We start from the raw sequence: 17,568 nt of genomic DNA, 5'->3' as shown, positions 1-17,568 counted from the left end.
GCCGATACGCCCTCCGGGACTGCCGCCGATACGCCCTCCGGGACTGCCGCCGATACGCCCTCCGGGACTGCCGCCGATACGCCCTCCGGGACTGCCGCCGATACGCCCTCCGGGACTGCAGCCGAGAAGCCCGCCGAGTTCGGCACCGACTGGCACGACCCCGTGACCGCCGCCCCGCCGGTGGCGAGACCCGCCACCAAGTCCTGCGCGGTGACGGTCGCCGAGGCGCAGTTCCGTGACTTCACGCCGTACCGGGGCACGTACACACCGCCGAGCGGCTGCGGCGACCGCTGGAGCAAGGTCGTCCTGCGGCTCGACGGCAAGGTCAAGGGACGCCAGTTCGACCGGCTCGGCTATCTCCACATCGGCGGCGTGGAGATCCTCCGCACCTCCACCCCGGAACCCTCGCCCGACGGCATCGAGTGGTCCGTAGAGAAGGACGTGACCAGGTACAGCGACACGTTCCGGCGCGGCGGCGACGTCGAGATGCTCATCGGGAACGTCGTCGACGACACGTACACCGGAGTCCTCGACGTGAAGGTGACCCTGACCTTCTACGCGGAGGGCGGCGCCGTGAAGTCCGCCGCGACCCCCGACCGTGTCCTCACCCTCCAGGACGGCACCCTCACCACCCCGCGCAACAGCGAGCGCATCGTCGCCGAGGTGTACGCGACCGGCTCCGGCGGCGGCTGCGAGGAGTACTGGTACCTGACGGTGCCCGACCCCGCCCCGTACTCCTGCAAGGCGGACAAGGGACCCTACCGCGAGGTGCAGATCAAGGTGGACGGCCAACTCGCGGGCATCGCCGAGCCGTTCCCGACCGTGTGGACCGGCGGCTGGTCCAACCCCTTCCTCTGGTACGTGATCCCGGGCCCGCGCGCCTTCGACATCAAGCCGATCGAATACGACCTCACGCCCTATGCCGGTCTCCTCAACGACGGTCGTCCGCACCGGATCGACGTCTCCGTCGTGGGCGTCCCCACGGGCCAGACCGGCTGGAGCGCTCCGGTCAATGTCCTCGTCTGGCAGGACGCGAAGCGCGCGCACGTGAGCGGCGCGCTCACCGAGGTCAGGGCGGGCGACCTCACCAACTCCTCGACGTACACGCCCGGTTCGCAAGAACGGCTCGACGCCGTGGGCGGGCACCGGCTGACGACCGCCGGATACGTCGACACCTCGCACGGCCGGGTGTGGACCACCGTGCGCCGCACGCTCGCCAACACCTCCGCGCACCGCTGGACCGACGGGGAGAACACGGACGCGCTCAAGGCCACCTGGACCGACGACGAGACGGTCACCGTCGACGGGCGGGGACCGGTCGGCGTGACGCGCACCCACCGCACGTACACCATGGACGGCACCACGACGCTCGCCGCGGACGACCGGTTGCGGACCGTCCTGACGCTCGGCGACCGGGCCGCGGTCGACGAGACGCACGGCGGCCGGCGCACCACGTGGTCCCGGCTCGACGACACGTACGCGGGAGACGCGACGTATACCGCGAACGTGCCCCGCGACCAACGGCATGCGGTCGGTACGACGAGTGAGCGCTACCGGCTGTACGGCTCGGACGGCTGCTACGACCGCGTTCTGGTCACCGTGCAGGGAGTGCTGACGCGGGACCGCAGCGACTGCTGAGCCTGCTGGGGCCCCGGGTGGGGAACGGCACGTCTGTTCCAGGATTTACATGGACGTGACACAGAGGTATCCGGCGGCACCGGCAACTCCTCAATAGCGATCGCTGTGGAAGGAAGTTTCCGCATAGCAGAAGTCCCCCCGGAGGAGTGCCCGTGCCGCCGTCTGTACCGTCCCCGCGACGCGTCGCACGCATACTGCGTACCTCACTGTTCGCGCAGGTCGCCTTCGCGCTCGTACTCGGAATCGTCGTCGGAAGGCTGTGGCCGGACACGGCCACGACCTTCCAGCCGCTCGGCGACGGTTTCGTACGCCTCATCAAGGCGGTCATCTCACCGCTCGTGTTCTGTGTGGTCGTCGTCGGCATCACCAGGGCCGGTGACCTGAAGGCCTTCGGCCGGATCGGGCTCAAAGCCCTGGTCTGGTTCGAGGTCGCGTCCACCGCCGCGCTGCTCCTCGGACTGATCGCGGCGAACGTCGTCGGTCCGGGCTCGGGCATGCACGCCGACCCCTCGAAGCTCGACGCCGCGGCCGTCGACGGCAAGACCGGCGGCGGCTCGCTCCCGTCGACCGGCGAATTCATCCTGAACGCGCTGCCGCAGAGCGCGGTCGGGGCCTTCGTCGAGAACTCCCTGCTCCAAGTCCTCGTCCTCGCCTGCCTGGTGGGCGCGGCACTGCTCCACCTCGGCAACACCAAGGTGCTGCCCGCCATCGAGCAGGTCCAGGACGTCGTCTTCGCGATCGTCGGCTTCATCATGAAGCTGGCCCCGCTCGCGGTGTTCGGTGCCATGGTCCACCTCGTGGGGGAGTACGGGCTCGGCGTCATCAAGACGTACGGCAAGCTGATCGTCCTGTGCTACGCGGTCGCGCTGCTGTTCCTCGCGCTGCTCGCCGTCGCCCTGAAGGCGGTCACCGGGCTCAGCCTGTGGAAGTTCGTCCGTTACACCCGCGAGGAGATGCTGCTCGCGCTCGGTACCGCCTCCAGCGAGACAGTCATGCCCCGCATGATGCAGAAGCTGCGCCAGGCGGGCTGCCGCGACGACGCCGTGGGCCTGGTCCTGCCCACCGGCTACTCCTTCAACCTCGACGGCGCCTCGATCTATCTGTCCATCGGTACGTTGTTCATCGCGCAGGCGGTGGGGGTGGATCTGAGCCTGGGCCAGCAGATCACGGTGGTCCTAGTGCTCATGCTGACCAGCAAGGGCATGGCGGGCGTACCCGGGTCCGCCTTCCTGGCCCTCTCCGCGACGGCGTCCTCGCTCGGTGTCATCCCCGCCGGAGCGGTCGCCCTCCTCCTCGGCGTGGACCGCATCATGGACTCGATGCGCGTCGCCACGAACCTGGTCGGCAACTGCGTCGCCGTCTTCGCGGTGTCCCGCTGGGAGGGCGCGCTCGACACGGAACGGGCGAAGAAGATGCTGGACGGCGAGATCGCGTTCGTGGAGGAGGACGACGCGCCGCGGACGCAGGAGTCGCCTACGGAAGAACCGGGGTCCGAATCGACCAGGGCGGACGTCCCCGCCCATTCGGCCAAGGCGGAAGTCTCCGCCCATTCGGCCAAGGAGCCTGCCCCCGAGGTCGGTTGACCGACCCGGGACGGGTCACCGCCCCGGATCCCCGGAACGGGTCGCGCGCGCCCACTCCAGTCGTACGGAGTGGGGGCCGCGGCCCGTCGATTTGTCCGCCGCTTGTCCGCCGCGCCACGAGCGCGCCAATGACAACCCCTCAGCAGCGCTGCTCAAGCCTGGGCATGCCGTCCACCAGCGTGTCCAGCAGCCCCCCGAGTATTTCGCGCTGCTCGTCCGTCAACGGCGCCAGGATCTCCTCCGCGGCCGACCGGCGTGCGCCGCGCAGCTCCCGCAGTGCCTCGCGCCCCTCGTCCGTGACCTCGATCCGGATCACCCTCCGATTGGTGGGATCGGGGACCCGACGCACCTTCCCGCTCGCCTCCAGGCCGTCGACCAGCGTGGTCACGGCCCGGGGCACCACCTCCAGGCGCTCGGCGAGATCGGCCATGCGCGGGGGTGAGCTGTAGTGCGCGAGTGTGCGCAGCAGCCGGGACTGGGCCGGGGTGATGCCCAGCTCACGCTGCTCCAGGTGCCGCTTCTGGATGCGGTGCACACGTCGGGTCAGCCGCAGCAACTGCTCGGCGAGCAGGCCGTCGGCATCGGGGGTGGTCATGCGGGAACAATATCAGGATGCGGTTCATTGTGAGTATAGGTAACAATGAGCTAGGCTCCGCCAGTCATTGTTTGCCTGCCCTGCGTAGCCGTCGTCTCACCTCCCGTAGGAGCCCATGCGTCCCGACCAATCCACCTGGACCCCGTCACCCGCCGAGGGCGAACAGCCACGGCAGGTGCGCCGCATCCTGAAGCTGTTCCGGCCCTACCGCGGCCGCCTCGCGATCGTCGGCCTGCTGGTCGGCGCCTCGTCCCTGGTCACCGTCGCGACCCCCTTCCTGCTGAAGGAGACCCTGGACGTCGCGATCCCCCAGGGCCGCACCGGTCTGCTGAGCCTGCTCGCGCTCGGCATGATCCTCAGCGCGGTCGTCACCAGCATCTTCGGCGTCCTGCAGACCCTGATCTCCACAACTGTCGGCCAGCGCGTCATGCACGACCTGCGCACCGCCGTCTACGGCCGGCTGCAGCGCATGTCGCTCGCCTTCTTCACGCGGACCCGTACCGGCGAGGTCCAGTCCCGCATCGCCAACGACATCGGCGGCATGCAGGCGACCGTGACCTCCACCGCCACCTCGCTGGTCTCCAACCTCACCAGCGTGGTCGCCACGATCGTCGCGATGGTCGCCCTGGACTGGCGGCTCACCGTGGTCTCGCTGCTCCTGCTGCCGGTCTTCGTGTGGATCAGCCGGCGGGTCGGCAACGAACGCAAGAAGATAGCGACCCAGCGTCAGAAGCAGATGGCCGCGATGGCCGCCACCGTGACCGAGTCGCTCTCCGTCAGCGGCATCCTGCTCGGCCGCACCATGGGCCGCGGCGATTCGCTCACCAAGGCGTTCGAGGCCGAGTCCGACAGCCTGGTCGACCTCGAGGTGAAGTCGAACATGGCGGGCCGCTGGCGCATGTCCGTCATCGGCATCGTCATGGCCGCCATGCCGGCCGTCATCTACTGGGCCGCGGGCATGGCCCTCCAGTTCGGCGGCCCGTCCGTGTCGATCGGCACGCTCGTCGCCTTCGTCTCGCTCCAGCAGGGTCTGTTCCGGCCGACGGTCGGCCTGCTGTCCACCGGTGTCCAGATCCAGACCTCGCTCGCGCTCTTCCAGCGCATCTTCGAGTACCTCGACCTGCCCATCGACATCACCGAGCCGGAGCACCCGGTCCACCTCGACCAGGTCAAGGGCGAGATCCGCTTCGAGGACGTCGAGTTCCGCTACGACGACAAGAGCGGTCCGATCCTCGAGGGCATCGACATCACCGTCCCCGCGGGCGGCAGTCTCGCCGTCGTCGGCCCGACCGGCTCCGGCAAGTCCACGCTCAGCTATCTGGTGCCACGGCTGTACGACGTCACGGGCGGCCGCGTCACGCTGGACGGCGTCGACGTTCGGGACCTCGACTTCGACACGCTCGCCCGCGGGATCGGCGTCGTCTCCCAGGAGACGTACCTCTTCCATGCCTCGGTCGCGGACAACCTGCGCTTCGCCAGGCCCGACGCCACCGACGAGGAACTGCAGGCGGCGGCCAGGGCGGCCCAGATCCACGACCACATCGCGTCACTGCCCGACGGGTACGACACGGTCGTGGGTGAGCGCGGCCACCGGTTCTCCGGCGGCGAGAAGCAGCGCCTCGCCATCGCCCGCACGATCCTGCGGGACCCGCCGGTCCTCATCCTCGACGAGGCGACCAGCGCGCTGGACACCCGCACGGAGTACGCCGTGCAGGAGGCCATCGACGCCCTGTCGGCCAACCGGACCACGCTCACCATCGCGCACCGGCTCTCCACCATCCGTGGCGCCGACCAGATCGTCGTCCTGGACTCCGGCCGCGCGGTCGAACGCGGCACGCACGAGGAGCTGTTGGAGCGGGAGGGGCGCTATGCGGCGCTCGTCCACCGGGACGCCCAACTGGAGTCGACAAGATGACGATATGTCGGGTTTATAGGCTTTAGCGGGTTACCGTGCCCGCATGCAGATGAACACTCCGCCACGGAGCACGATTCGACTGACGCGCCGGGGACGGGTCGCCCTCATCGCGACCGGAGCCGTCGTGGTGGCCACCGCCGTGGCGGTGCCGCTGCTCACCCCGACCACGGAGGACGAGGAGACGCGGCCCACGTCCCTCGTCATCCGGGAGGGCTGGCGCACCGGCCAGGTCTACGAGGCTGTCGACAAGGCCCTCGCGCTGCCCCTGGGATCCACCAAGAAGTCCCTGGCCAAGGCCAACCTCAAGTTGCCCAATGACGCGGAGGGCAACCCCGAGGGGTACCTCTACCCGGCGACGTACCCCCTCGGCAAGACGGCGACCCCCGAGTCCCTGCTGGCGCTCATGGTCAACACCGCGAACAAGAAGTTCAGCGGCAGCCCGGTCACCGCGGGCGCCCAGCGCAATGCGATGAACATCTATCAGGCGATCACCATCGCGAGCATCATCCAGGCCGAGGCCGTCACCAAGGCCGACATGGGCAAGGTGGCCCGGGTCATCTTCAACCGCCTGGAGCGTGGCATGCCGCTGCAGTTGGACTCGACCCTCAACTATGCGCTGAACCGCTTCACGCCGACCACGACCACGAACGACACGAAGCTCGAGAGCCCCTACAACTCGTACCAGCGCATGGGGCTGCCGCCCACACCGATCGCCAACCCGGGCGAAGCCGCGATGCGTGCCGCGATCAATCCCATCCCGGGCGGCTGGCTGTACTTCGTCACGGTCAAGCCGGGCGACACCCGGTTCACGGCCAGCTACGAGGAGCAGCAGAGGAACGTCGCCGAATTCAACCGGCTCCGGAGGAGCGCCTCCCCCTCCTCCTCGAACTCGAACGCGATTTCGACCCCGGTCCCGGGCTCGCCATCCGCCTCGACCCCGCGCTGAAGCGCGGTGCCCGGTGCCCGGCCGACCCAGCCCGCGAGGTCTCCGAGCCGGCCACGGGGCATCAGGCGCCGACGGTCACTCCCGCCAGCAGCCGCCTGATGTCCCGTACCGCCGCGCGCCCGGCCCGGTTGGCGCCGATGGTGCTGGCGGAAGGCCCGTACCCGACCAGATGGATCCGGGGATCGGCGAGCGCGCGCGTCCCCTCGACGCCGATGCCGCCGCCCGGCTCACGCAGCCGCAGCGGCGTCAGATGGTCGAGGGCGGCACGAAAGCCGGTCGCCCACAGGATGACGTCCGCGTCGACGTGACGGCCGTCGGCCCATTCGACGCCGTCCGGGGTGATCCGGTCGAACATCGGCTGCCGGTCCAGCACGCCGTCGGCCAGAGCCTGCCGGATCGCGTCGTTCAGCGGCAGCCCCGTCACCGACACGACACTCTTGGGAGGCAGCCCCTGCCGGACCCGTTCCTCCACCAGCGCGACGGCCGCTCGCCCCACGTCCTCGGTGAAGGGTCCCTCACGGAAGACGGGCGGCCGCCGTGTCACCCAGGTCGTCGCGGCCGCGTACGGGGCGATCTCCATCAGATGCTGGGTGCCGGACGCGCCGCCGCCCACGACGACCACCCGCTGCCCGGCGAACTCCTCGGGCCCCGGGTACTGCGCCGTGTGCAACTGCCGCCCACGGAAGGTCTCCTGGCCCGGATAGCGCGGCCAGAACGGCCGGTCCCAGGTGCCCGTGGCATTGATCAGCGCCCGCGTCGACCACGTACCGTCAAAGGACTCGACCAGCAGCCGCCCGCCGGCACCCTCGCGCACGGCCCGCACGTCCACCGGCCGCCTTACCCGCAGGTCGAAGGTGCGCTCGTAGGTGTCGAAGTACTCCGCGATCACCTCGGAGGACGGCCGCGCCGGGTCCGCGCCCTCCAGCTCCATACCGGGCAGGGAGTGCATCCCGTGCACCTTGCCGTACGTCAGTGACGGCCACCGGAACTGCCAGGCGCCGCCCGGACGCGGTGCGTGATCCAGCACCACGAAGTCCCGCTCCGGCTCGAAACCGCCCCGCCGCAGGTGATAGGCGCTGGACAGTCCTGCCTGTCCAGCGCCTATGACGACGACATCGACCTCGCGGACTTCGCGCGCCTGCACCCCGGTGTTGTTCACGCTTCCACTAACTCGACCGGGGTGCGGGATCTTCCCGAACGGCGATGCCTGTGAGCCACCCGACGCGCGACCTCTGTCGGGCGGGAACCGGTACGGACGGACGGCGGTCAGGAGTCCTTGTAGACGCGGGGCGTGGTGGTGGAGGGCGGCAGCCCGTCGTTGAAACGGGTGTCCACGAAGGCGGCGAAGTCGACCTTGCCCGGGATCAGCTTCAGCTCGGTGAAGGTGTCCGCGATCTGCTGCTCCGACGCGATGAGCGGCTTGTCGACGGCGACCGCGATCCGGCTGGCGTTGGTGCGCTTCACCGAGGCGAGCGCCACCTCGTACGGCAGTCCGGTGTCCTTCGCCCACACCTTGGCCCAGGCGTCCGGATGCCGGTACACCCAGTCCTGGGCGCGCCGCAGCCGCTCCAGATAGTCCTTGATGGCCGCGGCCCTCTTGGTGTCCTTCAGCGCACTCGGTGCCGCCACCTGGAAGCTGAGCCCGTTGACGACGCCGTCCCCGTCGGTCAGGATCCGGCCCTGCTTGGTGTCGAGGACCTGTGAGGTGTACGGGTCCCACACCGCCCACGCGTCCACCTTGCCGCCGGTGAACGCGGCGAGCGCGTCGGCGGGCTGCAGATACTTGACCTTCACATCGCTCAGCTTCAGACCGGCCTTCTTGAGCGAGGCGATCAGCTGGAAGTGCGCGGACGAACCCTGTGCCACGGCGATGGACCTGCCCTTGAGCTCCTCGGGCTTCCGCAGCGACGAGTCCTTCGGTACGAGGATGGCCTCGCCCTTGGACGTGCCGTGCCAGGCGGCCACCACCGAGACCCTCGAGCCCGCGCCGGCCGCGAAGACGGGCGGGGTGTTGCCGACGCCGCCGATGTCGACGGCCTTGGCGTTGACGGCCTCCAGGAGGGGCGGACCGGATGTGAACGTCGACCACTTGATCTTGTAGTTGAGGCTCTCGAGTTCTCCGGCGGCCCGCAGCACCGCCTCGGAACCACCTTTCTGGTCACCGACGTTGAGCGTGAGGGAACCCTTGCCATCGGTTCGGGCCCCCGCGGTGTCGGCGGCCGAGTTCCCGCCGCAGGCGGCCAGTAGCAGGGTCAGGGGGAGGAGCAGGGCTGCGGGGACGAGGTGTCGGCGCATGGCGATTCCGTTCGACTGGTTCAGGTGAAGTGACTGTGAGGTGACGGCGAAGGGCGACTGATGGGTGGGGAGGGGGAGCTCAGGCGACGGTGTCGACGCCCAGGCGCTCCAGGAGGCCGGCACGCAGTTCGGCGAAGCGGGGGTCGGCGATGTCGCGCGGCCGGTCCAGGTCGACCTGGGTCTCGTACGCGATGACACCGCCGTCCATGACGAGGACCCGGTCGGCGAGCAGCACGGCCTCCTCGACGTCATGCGTGACCAGCAGCACGGCACAGCCGCGGCGCCGCCACAGTTCGCCGACGAGCCGCTGTGCCTTGATGCGGGTGAGGGCGTCCAACGCGCCGAACGGCTCGTCGAGCAGCAGCAGATCGGGTTCGCGGACCAACGCACTGGCCAGCGAGGCACGTTGGGCCTCGCCGCCGGAGAGCGTCTTGGGCCAGGCGTTCGCGCGGTGAGTGAGTCCGACCTCGGTCAGCGCCTGCTCGGCGACGGCGCGTTCGGGCTTGCCGGGCAGGCCCAGCAGGACGTTGCGCCACACCTTCTTCCACGGCATGAGCCGGGGCGCCTGGAACGCGACGGCCTTGCGCCGCGGGACGAGCACAGTGCCCTCGATGTCACGGTCGAGCCCGGCGAGGATGCGCAGCAGCGTGGACTTGCCGCAGCCGCTGCGGCCGAGCAGGGCCACGAACTCGCCGGGACGCACGTCGAGCCGGAGGTCGTCGATGACGGCGCGCCCGTCGAAGGAGCGGGTCAGTCCCTGTACGCGTACCGCGGGGGCCTGGGCGGTCGGGTGTTGCCGACCGGTCGCGGTCTTCTGCTGGGCGGTGGCGCCCTTCTCGAGGGTCACCGGCCCGTGAACGTCGGTCGCCATTGCAGCAGCAGCCTTTCGAGGGAGCGGACGGTGAAGTCGGCGAGCAGGCCGAGAAAGGCGTAGACGATCAGGCAGACCACGATCACATCGGTCCGCAGGAAGTCACGGGCCTGCACCATGAGGAAACCGATCCCGGCGTCCGCGTTGATCTGCTCGGCGAAGACGAGAGCGAGCCAGGCGATACCGAGGGAGTAGCGAAGCCCGGTCATCGCCCCGGGCAGCGCGCCCGGCAGCACGACATGCCGGACGAGCCCCCACCGGGAGAGGCCGAGGGACTCCCCGGCCTCGATGAGCTGGGAATCGACGCCGCGGATACCGGCGTACACGTTCAGATAGAGGGGGAAGGACACCCCCAGGGTGATGATCGCGATCTTCGGGGCCTCGCCGATGCCGAACCAGATGATGAACAGCGGGATCAGTCCCACGAAGGGCACCGTCCGCAGCATCTGGACGCTCGCGTCCACGAGGTCCTCGCCGACACGGAAGAGCCCGGAGACGAGGGCGAGTCCGGTGCCGACGAGGGTTCCGAGCAACAGTCCCACCGCGACGCGCTGCAAGGAGACGCCCATCGCGTTCGGCAGCGAACCGTCGGCGATCAGATTGCCGCCGACCCGTGCGATGGTGCCCGGAGAGGCGAGGATGACGGGGGTCAACACCTTTGTGCTGCTGAGGAGTTGCCACAGCGTGAGCAGCAGGAGCGGGCCGGAGGTGCGGCGCAGCCAGCGGGGCACGCGGGTGCGGCGGGTGGAGAGGGGGACGATCGGAACGAGCTCGGGTGGCGCCGACCGGGCCGCATCACTCTTGGGCATATCCGATATATCGGGCTAGGCGGGGCTGGGTGGGGCATGGCTGATGCTCATGAGTGCTCCACGGGGAGGAGAGCGGCCGGAGAGGAATACGCCGTGGCTCCGCCGCGTCAGCGGCTCGGGGTGAGCCGCGACGTGCGGGTGGAGCGGAGCGAGGGCACGGTGGAACGGGGGAGTGAAAGGGCGTCAGCGGCCGCGGCGACACACGGCGGAGGCCACCCGCAGCAGGTCGATGTGACCGCGCGTGGTGAGCATGGCTGAACGCAACATGCGGGTGAAAGTAGCCAGGTGCTCCATGCCCGGTCAATGGTGTCTCGCGGAATGGAACGCGTGCATGGCGGAACGGAACGCCTGTACAAGGGTGCGGGCTGTCGGTCGTGTGCGGAATCCCGCGGACGGGTGAGAATCGGGTCATGCCCGATGCCTTCACCACTCGAGTCCTGAACGTCGCCACCGGTTCGGCGGAGACGGTCGTCGACCTCACCCGCGACTGCGAGGCCTTCCTCCGAGAGGTGGCGGCGGGCCGCGACGGCCTCCTGAATGTCTTCGTGCCCCACGCCACCGCCGGTGTCGCGATCATCGAGACCGGCGCCGGAAGCGACGACGACCTCCTCGCCGCGCTGCACTCCCTGCTCCCCGCGGACGACCGCTGGCAGCACCGCCACGGCAGCCCCGGGCACGGCCGTGACCATGTACTCCCCGCCGTCGTCCCGCCCCACGCGACGCTTCCGGTGCTGGGCGGGAGGCTGGAACTGGGGACGTGGCAGTCGGTGTGCCTGGTGGACACGAACAGGGACAATCCAAACCGTCAGGTGCGGCTGAGCTTTCTTGGCGCTGCCTGACGCCGGGCCGGCGCTTTTGCTGCTCAGGCGGGCCCGCCCTGCAGAACCTGTCCCGTGGCCCGCTCCACGGCGGCGGAACGCGGTCCTTGTGGGTGCCTGAGGGGTACGACTCCGGTGCATCGGCCGTCCCGGTCCAGTAGGTGCCCCATGTGTTTGACCGTACGCAGGACCACCGAGCGGTCGGCGACCGTGAGGCGAGGCAGCCTGCGTGACAGATGGGCCTCGAAGGCGTGCACGTCACGCAGGTCGCGCAGCCGGACATCGATCACCAGGTTGTGCGGGCCTGCCGTGATCGCACACGACCGGACCTCCCGCACCCCGGCCAGCACCCTGCTGGTCTCCTCCACGTCGTCCAGGCCTGCCTCCTCCAGCCGATGCCACCGTCGCGCGGCGGTGACCGGGTTGACCCCGAGCACCTCACCGACCAGCGTCCACGGGGCCCTGGGATGGATCTGCAGGGCGTGGACGACACCGCGGTCGAGTTCGTCGAGCTCCATGGCGGCTTCGGCAGCGGCACAATCCTGCACGCCCATGGGTGGCGCCTCTCTGCGCGATCCGTGGGAATCCGGCGGGAAGTCTGCACCGTGGCACCAGGTTTTCTTCCGCATTCCACACTCCCTCGCCTGTTCCCGATACGGGCGACAACGACGACTGACTCCCGGCGGCCGAGCCCGTGGGGGACGGGGGTACGGTGGTGCTACCGAGCGCACCTCGCATGCCGTCATCCGTTTCGGCGTCGTTCTCGGGGAACGGCAAGGCCCGGGCCCATGTGGTCCGGCTGGAAATGAGCCGCCCCATGCCTCCTGGCCAGCGCAATTGCGCCGTCTTTCGCATTCCGTCCCGCGCCCCGCGTTAGCGGACCTCTTGGTTCTCACGCTGTTTCCGAGGCCCTCCGGCACCTCGCTTCACACACCCGCGATGAACAAGAGTGAAATGACAGGGAAGCGCATGAGTCTGATGAGCCTGGGAGTGCTTGCCTCCTCCCGCAAGGAGAACGAGTTCCGGTTGCCGTTGCACCCCGGCCACCTCGACCGGATCGCCCCGGACGTACGCGAAAAGATCTTCCTAGAAGAAGGCTACGGCCGGCGGTTCGGCGTCGGCGACGAGGCCCTGCGACATCTCGTGGGAGGCCTGCGCTCCCGAGAGCGGCTTCTCGCCGAGTGCGATGTGCTGCTGCTGCCCAAACCGATGCACGACGACGTCGCCGAACTGCGCGAGGGTCAGGTGCTGTGGGGATGGCCGCACTGTGTGCAGGACGAGAAGATGACCCAGGTCGGCATCGACCAGAAACTGACCCTTGTCGCCTGGGAGGCCATGAACCACTGGACGTCCACGGGAGCCTTCAGCGTCCATGTGTTCCACAAGAACAACGAACTCGCGGGCTACTGCTCGGTGCTGCACGCCCTGCAGCTCGGTGGGCTGACGGGTAGTTATGGCCGCCGCATGCGTGCGGTGGTCATCAGCTTCGGCGCCACGGCGCGCGGAGCGGTCACCGGCCTCGGCGCCATGGGAGTCTCCGACGTCACGGTGCTCACCCAGCGCGCCGCGGCGGCCGTGGCCTCGCCGATGCCGTCGGTCGTGATGGGCCACTTCGAGGAGCAGGAGGACGATCCGTCGCGGCTTCGGGCCCTCACCGCGGCCGGTCCCGTGCCGCTCGCGGAGTACCTGGCCGGGTTCGACATCATCGTCAACTGCATCCGGCAGGACACCGACGCGCCGCTGATGTTCGTCACCGACGAGGAACTCGCCCTGTTCCGGCCGGGCACCTTTTTCATCGACGTCGCCTGTGACGCGGGCATGGGCTTCGAATGGGCCCGTCCGACCACCTTCGGCGAGCCCATGCCCTCGGTGGGGCCGGACTGCCACTACTACGCCGTGGATCACAGCCCGTCCCACCTGTGGAACTCGGCCACATGGGAGATCAGCGAGGCGCTCCTTCCCTATCTCCGCAAGGTCATGAGCGGCCCCGCCGCTTGGGAGGCCGACGCCACGGTCAGAAACGCCATCGAGATTCGCGACGGCGTGGTCCAGAACCCGAAGATCCTCTCCTTCCAGCACCGGTCGGCCGTGTACCCCCACGCCATCGAGGTCCCGGCGCTGCGCCCCGCCGCACAGGTGGCCTGACGACGCCTGGGAGAGTCCGCGCAGCAGGTCTGCGTGGGCTCTCCCGGCCGGCCTGGCGGTCGATAATGGTACTTTTCGCGCTCAGGTGCGCGTGCCGTGCTAAAGTTGACGTCAGTTGTGGTTCCCGCAGACTCCAAGTGCCTTTGATGACTTTATGTCGTCGGGCATTTTTGCATTTCGCAGAGCGTGGACCCCTGGGTACCGCCCGGAAGTCGGATTCGGTTCGTTCTTGCAATTCATTCGGTTTATCGCTGCCGAGAATTCCTCGATACGTGCCATATCGAGGAAGGTTCTTCATGAACCGCTCAGCTCGTACGAGCGACCGTTTTGCCAAGACCCGTCGGCAGGGCGGCCAGGGGCGCCCCGGCGCCCGTGCAGGCGGCGACGGGCGCCGTCCCGCCGCACCGCAGGGCGAGTTCGCGCTGCCGCAGACCATCACCCCGGCCCTCCCCCCGGTTGCGGCCTTCGGTGAGCTGGACCTCCCCGTCGCGTTGCTGGAGAAGCTCACCAGCCTCGGTGTGAACGAGCCGTTCCCGATCCAGGCCGCCACACTGCCGAACTCCCTCGCTGGACGCGACGTCCTGGGCCGCGGGCGCACCGGATCGGGCAAGACGCTCGCCTTCGGCCTCGCGCTCCTCGTGCGCACGGCAGGACAGCGGGCCGAGGCCCGGAAGCCGCGCGCACTGATCCTCGTTCCCACCCGCGAGCTGGCCCAGCAGGTCTCCGATGCGCTCACCCCGTACGCCCAGTTGCTGAAGGTGCGGCTGGCCACCGTGGTCGGTGGTATGTCGATCGGGCGGCAGGCCGCCGCGCTGCGGGCCGGGGCCGAGGTCGTCGTCGCGACCCCGGGCCGACTCTCCGATCTCGTCGAGCGCAATGACTGCCGTCTCGACCGGGTGAGCATCACCGTCCTGGACGAGGCCGACCAGATGGCCGACATGGGTTTCATGCCCCAGGTCACCGAGCTGCTGGACCAGGTGCGCCCCGACGGTCAGCGCCTTTTGTTCTCCGCCACGCTGGACCGCAACATCGACCTCCTCGTCCGTCGATATCTCCATGACCCGGTGGTCCACTCGGTCGATCCCTCGGCGGGCGCGGTGACCACGATGGAGCATCACGTACTGCAGGTGCATGGCGCCGACAAGTACGCCACCGCCACCGAGATCGCCGCCCGCGACGGGCGCGTGCTCATGTTCCTGGACACCAAGCACGCCGTCGACCAGTTCACCAGGCACCTGCTCAGCAGTGGCGTGAAGGCCGCGGCGCTGCACAGCGGCAAGTCGCAGCCCCAGCGCACGCGTACGCTCGCACAGTTCAAGACCGGTCACCTCACTGTCCTGGTGGCGACCAACGTCGCGGCCCGCGGCATCCATGTCGACGATCTCGACCTCGTCGTCAACGTCGACCCGCCCAGTGACCACAAGGACTACCTGCACCGAGGCGGCCGCACCGCCCGCGCCGGTGAGTCAGGCAGTGTCGTCACACTCGTGCTGCCCGGCCAGCGCCGCGACATGATCCGTCTCATGTCCGACGCGGGCATCCGGCCTCACATCACCCAGGTCCGTTCCGGCGAGGCGGAGTTGAGCCGGATCACCGGCGCGCAGGCTCCCTCCGGTGTTCCCATCGGCGGCGGCCGGCCGGTCGCGGAGCGACCCGAGCGCGGCGGTGCCCCCTTCCGGGGCCTGGGCACCCGCCCGGGACGCGCCGGTGGCGAGTCCCGCCGGGCCGCGGAGGCACGTCAGACGGCCGAGGCCCGCAAGGCCGCCCGGGTTCGTCGTGGCGCGTAGTCCGAGCGCCTGAAGTTCCGCGACGGGAGACTTCCCGCCGCACACGCCAACTCACGGACGAACATGGGCCTCCCTCGCCGAGGTTCACCCGGACGAGGGACGCACGAGTGACGCGGTGACCTGCCTGGAACGCCTCGAACGCGTCTCCGACCGGATGGGCGGCGGAAGGACACGGCTCTGAGGTACCTGTTCGCGTCGGCTTCGGGGACGCCGGCCGGTCACCGCACCTGGAGCCAACTCATGGGGCCGGCGGCCAAGGGCGACGAGAGCGGCCAACTTTGCACCGTCGAAGGCCACATGGCGGTTCGGCGGCATTAGCACATGAGTCGGCCCGGGAAGCACATGTGTCGCACATACCGGCGCGACAGGAGCATCCGGTTCCACTCGTGCGTACTATCTCTACACTGCTGCAGGCCGTGGCAGTTGTGTCCTGCGAGTGATTGGCCCATGTCATGTCTGAAGTCAGCTCCAACTCCCACTCCACAGAACTCACGTCGCAGTACATCGCCCAGGTGACGGGTGACCTTGACCGCAATGCCAAGGAGCAGGACCGTGTCGGCGCGGAGATCGAAGCCCTGCAGCAGCAGTTGCGTGCCCTGCAGCACGATCACATCGTCCTGGTGAACATGCGGGACGCGCTCGGCGGTCCCAACTCGGCCCCCGGGGCGGAGGCCGCGGCTGCGCCCTCCGTGCCTCACCAGGCCTCTGCCGAACCCAAGCAGAGCAAGGGGAAGAAGGCGGCCGCCACGAGCGCGAAGAAGACGGCGCCCAAGAAGCCCGCCGCCAAGGCCTCGTCCGTGAAGGCGTCGTCGGTGAACGCGTCCACGGCAGCGGCCAAGCCGACCCTCGTCGAGCTGATCCGAGGACACCTGGAGAAGCAGAACGAGCCGCGTTCCGCCGCCGAGATCACCACCGCGCTCACGCAGGCCCACCCCGACCGCAGCGTGAAGACCACGGTCGTGCGCACCACCCTCGAAGGACTGGTCGCCAAGAGCCACGCCCACCGCACCAAGCAGGGCTCGTCGGTCTTCTACACCACGGCAGTCACCTCGGAGCCCTCGCCGGCCGAGCCGCAGCAGGAGGCGGTGTCCGACTGAGCATCCGCAGGAGCCCCTGGCACCGGCATCGGGCCGCGGTCCGGTCCGGTCCACGAGCAGGGCGGTGCCGTCAGGAGAGTTCGTGCTGTACGACCCAGTAGTCGTTCTCCGCGGCCGAGGCGGCCCACAGGTGATGGCCGTCCATCGAAACGGCGAGGAACTCGGGGGAGCACGTCACCGCGGCGATGCCTGAAGGCAGGTGCTCGCCGACCGGGTCCATGACTGCTGCCCAGCCGATCTCACTTCCGCCCGACAGGGGCGGAGGGATGAGGAACTCGCCCTTGTCGCCCCACTCGTAGCGTCAGGTGTCAGGTTTGCGCGAGAGGCGGGTCTTCTGACGGAGGACGATGCGGCCCAGGGCGTCGTGTTCGTAGCGGACGTCGCCGGCCCGCGTGATGCGGGTGTCGGTGTAGGCGCGAGTGCCCACCGCCTGGGTGGTCAGGCGACTCACAGCGTCGAAAGTGTGCTCCAGGGGGAGCGTCTCGCCGATGCGGCGGGTCAGTTCGCGGCCGGCCTCGTCGTGGGCGAAGTCGATGGCCCGGCCGGAGGCCGGCATGCCGGTGCGACGCCCGGCGGCGTCGTACGACCATGTCGTCGTCGCGCCGGACGGCGTCCTACGGCCCGTACGGGTGCCCGCTCGTCGGAGAAGGCCAGGATGAAGCGGATGCCGTTCAGATCGGCGGTCAGGAAGCCGCGCTCTTCGTCCGGGCCGGGCCCGTCGCCCAGCGGCACCAGCACCCGGGTGCGGTGGAACTCCGCCAGCGGCGCGGCGAACTCCCGTCGGCGAGCGGCCACTTCAGGGCCGTCCAGCACGTCCCGTGGACGCTCCCGCGAAGACGCAGTTTGCTCCGGCACGGCCGGGCGGCCCGCGCGTTCCGCGTAGTCAGAAGGCCGTGACCTTGGGATTCGCGGCTCTCCCGCCCCGTCCCCCTGCTCAGACATGCGTCCCATCATCACGACCGCACACAACACGTCGCAACGGCGCCCGCGTCACACCCCTTTCACAACGGACCACGGATCGGAGAGACAGGGGGCAGGCTCTGGCCGGGGGCTCCGTGATGCGGGCTAT

The 17,568-nt window shown here is 69.3% G+C and carries 17 protein-coding genes; 8 read left to right on the top strand and 9 right to left on the bottom strand.

The genetic code is table 11. The features are described from left to right. Positions 1–1,638: peptide-N4-asparagine amidase (locus ACFVWD_RS20805; protein ID WP_389597900.1), on the top strand; the 1,638-nt coding region annotated here is incomplete at its 5' end. A gap of 152 nt (positions 1,639–1,790) precedes the next feature. Beyond that, positions 1,791–3,221: a cation:dicarboxylate symporter family transporter gene (locus ACFVWD_RS20800; RefSeq protein WP_389597898.1), complete on the top strand. Its 1,431-nt coding sequence runs from the start codon at positions 1,791–1,793 to the stop codon at positions 3,219–3,221. A gap of 139 nt (positions 3,222–3,360) precedes the next feature. Here ACFVWD_RS20800 and ACFVWD_RS20795 read toward each other — a convergent pair whose 3' ends face one another. Then, positions 3,361–3,816, bottom strand: a complete 456-nt coding sequence (locus ACFVWD_RS20795) for a MarR family winged helix-turn-helix transcriptional regulator (RefSeq protein WP_101407650.1) — start codon at positions 3,814–3,816, stop codon at positions 3,361–3,363. Positions 3,817–3,931: 115 nt separating this feature from the next. Between ACFVWD_RS20795 and ACFVWD_RS20790 the strand changes: the two genes are divergently transcribed. Next, positions 3,932–5,731, top strand: coding sequence for an ABC transporter ATP-binding protein (locus tag ACFVWD_RS20790; protein ID WP_389597897.1), 1,800 nt, complete (start codon positions 3,932–3,934; stop codon positions 5,729–5,731). 43 nt (positions 5,732–5,774) lie between these two features. Continuing rightward, positions 5,775–6,677, top strand: a complete 903-nt coding sequence (gene mltG / locus ACFVWD_RS20785) for an endolytic transglycosylase MltG (RefSeq protein ID WP_389597895.1) — start codon at positions 5,775–5,777, stop codon at positions 6,675–6,677. A 61-nt stretch (positions 6,678–6,738) separates the two neighbouring features. Here the strand turns inward: mltG and ACFVWD_RS20780 are convergent, their stop codons facing one another. The 5 genes from ACFVWD_RS20780 to ACFVWD_RS20760 all read right to left on the bottom strand — a co-directional run bounded on the left by ACFVWD_RS20780 (position 6,739) and on the right by ACFVWD_RS20760 (position 10,904). Next, on the bottom strand, positions 6,739–7,836 hold the full coding sequence (locus tag ACFVWD_RS20780) for an NAD(P)-binding domain-containing protein (RefSeq protein ID WP_389597893.1): 1,098 nt from the start codon (positions 7,834–7,836) through the stop codon (positions 6,739–6,741). 107 nt (positions 7,837–7,943) lie between these two features. Continuing rightward, positions 7,944–8,972: an ABC transporter substrate-binding protein gene (locus ACFVWD_RS20775; protein ID WP_389597891.1), complete on the bottom strand. Its 1,029-nt coding sequence runs from the start codon at positions 8,970–8,972 to the stop codon at positions 7,944–7,946. A 79-nt stretch (positions 8,973–9,051) separates the two neighbouring features. Continuing rightward, positions 9,052–9,843 (bottom strand): ABC transporter ATP-binding protein, encoded by a 792-nt coding sequence (locus ACFVWD_RS20770; protein ID WP_389597889.1) that lies wholly within the window; start codon positions 9,841–9,843, stop codon positions 9,052–9,054. Next, positions 9,816–10,652, bottom strand: coding sequence for an ABC transporter permease (locus tag ACFVWD_RS20765; protein ID WP_389597888.1), 837 nt, complete (start codon positions 10,650–10,652; stop codon positions 9,816–9,818). Before ACFVWD_RS20765 ends, ACFVWD_RS20770 begins: the two co-directional genes overlap by 28 nt. A gap of 183 nt (positions 10,653–10,835) precedes the next feature. Continuing rightward, a complete protein-coding gene (locus tag ACFVWD_RS20760) occupies positions 10,836–10,904 on the bottom strand; it encodes a putative leader peptide (protein WP_389597933.1) in 69 nt (22 codons plus the stop codon). A 158-nt stretch (positions 10,905–11,062) separates the two neighbouring features. On the opposite strand from ACFVWD_RS20760, the gene ACFVWD_RS20755 reads away from it, so the two are divergent. Then, the gene (locus tag ACFVWD_RS20755) at positions 11,063–11,491 is read left to right on the top strand and encodes a YjbQ family protein (protein WP_168489714.1); all 429 of its coding nucleotides are present in this window, start codon (positions 11,063–11,065) and stop codon (positions 11,489–11,491) included. Between the two features lie 23 nt (positions 11,492–11,514). Here the strand turns inward: ACFVWD_RS20755 and ACFVWD_RS20750 are convergent, their stop codons facing one another. Beyond that, positions 11,515–12,024, bottom strand: a complete 510-nt coding sequence (locus ACFVWD_RS20750; protein ID WP_389597886.1) for an Lrp/AsnC family transcriptional regulator — start codon at positions 12,022–12,024, stop codon at positions 11,515–11,517. Positions 12,025–12,439: 415 nt separating this feature from the next. Here ACFVWD_RS20750 and ACFVWD_RS20745 point away from each other — a divergent pair, with 415 nt between their 5' ends. From ACFVWD_RS20745 to ACFVWD_RS20735, 3 genes are all read left to right on the top strand, one after another. Continuing rightward, positions 12,440–13,615, top strand: a complete 1,176-nt coding sequence (locus ACFVWD_RS20745; RefSeq protein WP_389597884.1) for a N(5)-(carboxyethyl)ornithine synthase — start codon at positions 12,440–12,442, stop codon at positions 13,613–13,615. A 296-nt stretch (positions 13,616–13,911) separates the two neighbouring features. Further along, a complete protein-coding gene (locus ACFVWD_RS20740; protein ID WP_389597882.1) occupies positions 13,912–15,402 on the top strand; it encodes a DEAD/DEAH box helicase in 1,491 nt (496 codons plus the stop codon). 452 nt (positions 15,403–15,854) lie between these two features. Further along, on the top strand, positions 15,855–16,499 hold the full coding sequence (locus tag ACFVWD_RS20735; protein ID WP_389597880.1) for a hypothetical protein: 645 nt from the start codon (positions 15,855–15,857) through the stop codon (positions 16,497–16,499). Between the two features lie 70 nt (positions 16,500–16,569). Here the strand turns inward: ACFVWD_RS20735 and ACFVWD_RS20730 are convergent, their stop codons facing one another. Together ACFVWD_RS20730 and ACFVWD_RS20725 are read right to left on the bottom strand one after the other, a co-directional pair. After that, a complete protein-coding gene (locus tag ACFVWD_RS20730) occupies positions 16,570–16,719 on the bottom strand; it encodes a hypothetical protein (protein WP_389597878.1) in 150 nt (49 codons plus the stop codon). A gap of 81 nt (positions 16,720–16,800) precedes the next feature. Beyond that, the gene (locus ACFVWD_RS20725) at positions 16,801–16,950 is read right to left on the bottom strand and encodes a hypothetical protein (RefSeq protein WP_389597877.1); all 150 of its coding nucleotides are present in this window, start codon (positions 16,948–16,950) and stop codon (positions 16,801–16,803) included. Positions 16,951–17,568: the final 618 nt, after the last annotated feature.

It is taken from the genome of Streptomyces sp. NPDC058086, from assembly GCF_042885015.1.
Classification (GTDB): Bacteria; Actinomycetota; Actinomycetes; order Streptomycetales; family Streptomycetaceae; genus Streptomyces.
Note: the sequence above shows the minus strand (reverse complement) of the source record. Positions and strands in the feature narration are given on the sequence as shown.